The organism is Streptomyces sp. NPDC002690 (genome assembly GCF_053592415.1).
The window spans coordinates 1-6,373 of record NZ_JBSFVR010000410.1 but is presented as its reverse complement, the minus strand read 5'-3'; the positions used below and the strand labels follow the sequence as shown (position 1 = coordinate 6,373).

Annotated in this window: 3 protein-coding genes; 1 reads left to right on the top strand and 2 read right to left on the bottom strand. The window is 72.7% G+C overall.

What is annotated here, in order from left to right; all coding sequences use genetic code 11:
• Positions 1 to 127: 127 nt before the first annotated feature.
• Positions 128 to 2,920: an ATP-binding protein gene (locus ACWD3D_RS31965; protein ID WP_451464233.1), complete on the bottom strand. Its 2,793-nt coding sequence runs from the start codon at positions 2,918 to 2,920 to the stop codon at positions 128 to 130.
• A gap of 297 nt (positions 2,921 to 3,217) precedes the next feature.
• Positions 3,218 to 4,726, bottom strand: coding sequence for a GMC family oxidoreductase (locus ACWD3D_RS31960; RefSeq protein ID WP_451464232.1), 1,509 nt, complete (start codon positions 4,724 to 4,726; stop codon positions 3,218 to 3,220).
• A 495-nt stretch (positions 4,727 to 5,221) separates the two neighbouring features.
• On the opposite strand from ACWD3D_RS31960, the gene ACWD3D_RS31955 reads away from it, so the two are divergent.
• Positions 5,222 to 6,373, top strand: a 1,152-nt coding sequence (locus tag ACWD3D_RS31955; protein ID WP_451464231.1) for an AAA family ATPase, incomplete at its 3' end; no start/stop codon positions are given.

Here is a 6,373-nt window from a genome sequence, read left to right as displayed (position 1 = left end):
CATGCGCTCACGGGCCTTGACGTTGCCGCGCACGAAGTCCCGGAGCTCCGGCTCCCCTTCCGACAGCTCCGCCGCGACCGAGCCGGGTGCGCGGGACGGGCTCGGCCCGTCAGGTGTTCATCCTCGCTCAGTCGCCGCTGCCCGCGTCGAGCCGGGAGAGCGCGTCCCGTAGCGCGGCCCGTGAAGTGATGCCCAGTTTGGGATAGATCTGGTACAGATGCGTGCCGATGGTCCGATGGGAGAGCGACAGCCGTTCGGCGATCTGCTTGTTGGTCAGACCGGTGGCCGCGAGCGTGGCGATCTGGAGCTCCTGGGCGGTCAGCGACGCCCCGGCCGGGCGAGCCCCGGCGGGCGCGGACTGGCCGCTGGCCCGCAGCTCGGCCGCGGCACGCGCCGTCCAGGGCTTGGCCCCCAGGCGCTGGAACGCCTCCAGCGCCTGGGACAGTTGCTCACGGGCGTCCGTCGTGGCCCGCAGCCGCCGCAGCCGCTCGCCGTAGAAGAGCCGGACCCGCGCGACCTCGAAGGGCTGGCGTTCGGCCCCGGGCAGGGACAGGGCCCGTTCGAAGAGAGGCAGGGCCGCCTCCCCGGGCGTGGTCAGTGCCTCCCCGGCCAGCACCAGGAGCTCGAGCCGGGGCGACAGCCGGGCCATCTCGCACCTGCGCATGGCCTCCGCGTGGGCCGCGGCCTCCCTTCCCCGACCGGTCCGGACGGCCGCCTCCACCAGGTCCAACGCGCCCCACATGGCGATCGGCACGTAGGGGGCGATGGTTCCGGGCGGACTGAGCGTGCCGGCATGCTGGTACGCGGTCTCGAAGTCGCCGGCGCCGAGGGCGGAGAGAGCCCTGGCGTGGCAGGCGAAGAACCGCGCGCCGTGGGTACCGCGCGGTGTCGCCCAGCGGACGATCTCCTCTGTGAGTTCGGTGCTGCTCCCGCTGTCGCCCCGCACGCCGGCCACGGCTGCCAGGATGTACTGGAAGTACCAGGCGAAGAACCGGTAATCATGGTCCTCGCACAGCCTGAGTCCTTCGGTCGCCAGCTCGGTGGCGTCGTCCCACCGGCCCAGCCGGAAGTAGTCCAGGCCCAGATGCATCAGCGCGCCCAGATGCCGGCGTACGGGAGCCGCGCCCGCGCGGCCCTGCTCCACCACCCGGCGCGTGGCCCAGCGGAAGTCCCCCAGCCGGTCCGGGAAGACGGCGGCGGTGCCGACCCGGACGACCCGGGTGGGGTCGTCGCCCACGGTGTCGATCAGTCGCGTCAGCCGGGGCAGCGCAGCCGGGCCGGTGCGCGCCGGGTCGCCGAAGGTCTGGGTGATCACCCAGAGCAGTTCGGGCGGCTTCGGGGTGAGCCGGTCCACGAATGCGATCAGCGGCTGCCACAGTTCCGGCCTGCCGCCGTACCAGCACAGCAGCACCAGCAGATGCAGCGCCTCGACGAGGGCGGGGTCCGAGGCGTCGTAACCGTGCTGACCGGCCTCGATCGCGCCGACCAGCAGTCGGTACGCGGTGTCGATGTCGCCGTCCCGGTTGATCAGCAGGAACGCGGATGCCGCCGCCGCGTGCAACGACTCCTGCCCCGTGCCGGGGTGGACGAGCCGGGCTCCGGCGAGCAGCCGGGAGGCTTCGTCCAGCTCGCCTCCGGAGTCCACGCCGACATAGGCCGCCTCGGCCAGCCGGCGGCTCTCGTCGGCCGCCGTGGTACTGAGCCCGGCGGCGCGGGTCAGCGCGGCGACCGCGCCGAGCGCGTCACCACGCCGCAACCGGTGGTGTCCGGCCTCTTCGAGCAGCGCGGCGACCGTCTCGTCCGGGCCCACCGCCGCTTCTCCCAGGTGCCAGGCGCGCCGCTCCACTTGGTCGCCGAGTACGCCGGCGAGGGCTTGATGCGCTCGTCTGCGTTCGGAGGCGGTCGCCAGTTCCACCACCGCCGAACCGATCAGAGGATGCTTGAACGACAGCCGCCGGTTGTCCGCCGAGATCGTCACCAGCCGCTCCCGCTCCGCGGGGGCGAGGTCGTCCACGGAGGTCCGACCGGCCCCGGCGGCTTCGACGGAGGCCAGGTCACCGGTTCCGTCGAGGGCTGCGAGCAGCAGGATTTCCCGGCTGCTCTCCGGCAGGCGGGCCACCCGCGAAGTGAACATGGCCTGCAGCCGGTCGCTCAACGGCAGTACGGCGGGCATTGCCGTCAGGGTCGCGCGCTGCTCGGCCGAGAGCGCCATCGGCAGCTCGACCAGCGCCAGCGGGTTGCCGCGCGCCTCGGCCACGATGCGCCGACGGACGGCGGGCGAGACATCGGGGTGGGTGAGTGCGAGCAGCTCGGCCGACGCGGTGTCGTCGAGCGGCTCCAGCCGGCGCCGGGTCAGGCCGCTGGGTTCGAAGAAGCTCTCGGAGCCCGCGCGGGAGGCCGCGAGAAAGTCGATACGGCTGCCGACGAGCCGGCGGGCCACGAAGCCGAGCACGGCGTTGGTCGCCCTGTCCAGCCACGGCAGGTCGTCCACCACGATCAGCAGCGGTGTCCGGACGGAGATCAGCCGGAGCAGCAACAGCGCCGCGGTGGAGGTGAGAAGACGGTCCGGGGGCGGCCCGCTGCCGATGCCGACGGCGACCCGCAGCGCGTCGCGGTGGACGTCGTCAAGGATGTCGAAGTCGTCGAAGAGCGGAACGAGCAGCTGGTTGAGACCCGCGTAGCCGATGTCGGCCTCGAACTCCGCACCGGCGGCGCGCAGCACCCGGACGCCGTCGCGCGCCGCGGCGCCCACCACGGCGTCGAGCACGGCGGTCTTGCCCACCCCGGCTTCGCCCGAGAGCAGCAGGGCGGCGCCCCGCACCTCGGTGTTGCCGAAGAAGGAGTGGATGAACGCCAGGTCCCGGTCGCGTCCCACCAGCCCCGTGGTGTCCGGGCGGACGGTCGGGTCCAGGTCGTTCATCGGGCTGCCTTCCATGGCCGGGCTTATGGAGGCCCGGCGCTCCGCACCACCCGGACGCGCCGGCCACCAGGCTCCGCGCGTCCCCTGCAATGATCGGAGTCTAGAGGACGTGCGGCTTTCGCCCTTCTCGTACTCCTGGTCCTCGGGCTGCCCGGCCCGCGGCAGGAGGACCCGCCGGAGGTGTCCCGCGTCCCCCCTGCCTCTGTCGCCGCGGGCCGTTCCCCGGGCCGCCTTCGTGGCACGTGGCGCGCCGGACGGGTGCGGACCCCCGGCGGCCCCGGGGGCGTGGAGGCCGGATCAGGAACGGCGCAGCAGGTCGACGGCGCGCTCGGCGATCGCGTACACGGTGGCGTTGGTGTTGTTGGAAGGGATGGCGGGGATCACTGAGGCGTCGGCGACCCGCAGGTTGTCGAGGCCGCGGACGCGCAGCTCGGAGTCGACGACGGACGTCTCGTCCTCGCCCATCAGGCAGGTGCCGACAGGGTGGCAGTACGAGCCGAAGTACCTGCGGGCGTGCTGGGCGAGGGACTCCTCGTCCACGGCACCGAGGCCCGGACTGACCTCCTCGATCCCCCATCCGGCGAGTGCGTCGGACCGGGTGATCCGGCGCGCGGTGGCGATGCCGGACAGCACGGCGCGGACGTCTTCCTCCGCGGTGAAGTACCGGGGGTCGAGCAGGGGCGCCGCGTAGGGGTCGGCCGAGCTGATCCGGAGCGAGCCGCGGCTGACCGGCCGCATCGGCGAGATCCCGATGGTGAAGCCGTTCTGCACCGGGGCGACCGCGTTGGGCAGCGGGATGTCGATGAAGATGATCTGCACGTCCGGTCCGTCGGCGTCCGGGGTGCTGCGCAGGAGTCCCAGGATCTCGCCGTGGTTGTTGCGCGGGGTGGGAACGGGCCGCCGGGCCCGGTGGACGAGGTTGGCGCGCGGGTGGTCGTGGAGGTTGCGACCCACACCCGGCAGCCGGTGGAAGACGTCCACCCCGGCCTGCCGCAGATCCTCCTCGGAGCCGATGCCGGAGCGCTGCAGGAGCGTCGCGGACCCGATGGTCCCGGCCGTGAGCACCACCTCGCCGGCCGCCGTCGCGGTGTGGGTGCGGCCGTCCACGCCGTACTCCACCCCTACGCAACGGGTGCCTTCGAAGATCAGCCGGTGCGCGTTCGCCCCGGTGACCACGGTGAGGTTGGGGCGGCCGAGGGCCGGCGCGAGGTAGGCGTCGGCGGCGCTCTGCCTGCGCCCGGCGACGACGTTGAGGTCGACGGGGGCGAAGCCCTCCTCCAGGCCGCCGCTGATGTCGACGGCCCGGCGGTGGCCGGTCTCGATCGCACCGTCGAGGCAGGCGAGCAGGATGTCGTTGGGCGGCTGGGCCGGTCCGACGATGAGCGGGCCGTTCGTGCCGCGGCCGGGCGCACCGCTCGTGGCCGTCTCGCTGCGCTGGAAGTAGGGGAGCAGGTCTTCGTAGGTCCAGCCCTTGGCTCCGTGCGCACTCCAGCTGTCGTAGCTGGTGTGGTGGCCGCGGGCGAAGACCATGGCGTTGATGGCTGACGAGCCGCCCAGCCCCTTGCCGCGAGGGAGCGGCACCGGGGCACCGGAAGCCTGCTGGACCACCGTGGTGTCACCCCAGCCGACCTCCGAGGCCGCGAGCGAGGGCCAGGCCGGCGGATACGCCACGGCCTCGGGCAAAGTGGCCGATCCGGCCTCCAGCAGTAGTACGCGGGTTCCGGGGTCCTCGGTCAGACGCGCGGCGAGCACACACCCGGCCGTACCGCCACCGACGACGATGATGTCGTGTTGCTGAGAAGACATGTGTGGATCCGTTCTGTGTGGCGCTGCGTGAATCATCGGTCCATGTTTGACAGTAGCAGCGATTCGAATCAATGATTCGGCATATCTGATACCGATGAATCATGTGTGACGGGAACAACATGTGCCGTGAACTCGGGCGGGGGAGGACACGCGCACGGCAACTCCGGGTGTCCCGAGATGGCACACGTATTCTCGGTGTTCGACTTCTGCGGTGCGGGGTTCGGGCCCCGCCACGGGGCCGGTTCACCCCGGGAGCCCGGGCGCTTCACCCGTGCCCGGCAACCGTCCCCGGGGCGCAGCCGTGCGCACGCGAGGTCGTCGGGGTGGCGGCGACCGACGCCCGCCGGGTGCTGACCGCGTCCGGGGCCGCGGAGGATAGAGTGCGCAGACCATGCCGCCCGCACGATTCCCCACGTCACCGCGGAGGCGTCGGCTCGAGGCATCGCGACCGGCGTCGGGCACCTCCTCATCCCGGACTTCGGAGACCACAGCCCGATGAACGACCCGGACCGCGCCTCAGGTCCCGCTTCGGCGCGGCTGATCGGGCGGGAGCGGGACCTGGCGTTCGTACGGACCCACTTCACCGGCTCCGCGATCCACGGTGCGGCCATGCTGCTGACCGGCGAGGCGGGTATCGGCAAGAGCGCCCTCCTCGACGCGGTCGCCGCAGGGGCCGCCTCCGAGGGCACCCGCGTACTGCGGTCGAACGGCGTGCAGTTCGAGGCCGACGTGGGCTACGCCGGCCTCAACCAGCTTCTCGTCCCGCTCTTCGGCTCGATGGACCTGCTGGACCCGGGACACCGCGACGCGCTGCGCATCGCGGTCGGCATCGGCAGTGGACCGCCGCCCAGCCGCCTGCTGATCTCCACCGCGGCGCTGCTGCTCCTGCGCCGGATCGCCGACGACACCCCGCTGCTGATCGTCGTCGACGACCTGCTCTGGCTGGACAGGGCCACCACCTCGGTCCTGGGCTTCGTGGCCAGGCGGCTCGTCGGCAGCCGGATCAGCTTCCTCGCGGCGTCCCGCGCCACCTCGGACAGCTTCTTCGGGTCCAGTGGTCTCACCGAGCACCGGCTCACCCCGCTCGACGACGCGTCGTCGGCCACCCTGCTGGCCCGGACCCATCCCGGGATGTCTTCCGCCCTGCGCCGCCGGATAGCGGCGGAGGCGCGCGGCAACCCGCTCGCGCTGGTGGAGCTGCCGGCGGCTCTCGAACGTGAACAGCGTACGGGGGCGACCGCGGTGGTTCCGTCGGTGCTGCCGCTCGGCGAGCGCCTCCAGACCCTGTTCGCCGAACGCGTCGCCGGCCTGCCCGAACAGAGCCGCGAACTCCTCCTCATCGCGGCCCTCGAAGGGACCGGCGACCTGTCCGTGATCGAGGCGGCGGCGAACGGCCGTACAGCCGTCGACCTCCTGGAGTCCGCCGAGCGCAACCGGCTGGTGGCGATCTCGGTGGCCGACCGGCGGCTCTCCTTCGGGCATCCGCTGATCGGCTCCGCCGTGGTCGGCCAGGCGACGGCTGCCGACCGTCGCAGAGCGCACCGGGCACTGGCCGCCGTGCTCACCGATCAGCCTCCAGTCCGTCCTGGACACCTCGCTGACCCGGATCGGGGCCGCCCTCACGGTGTCGGCGCTGATCGCGCTGCC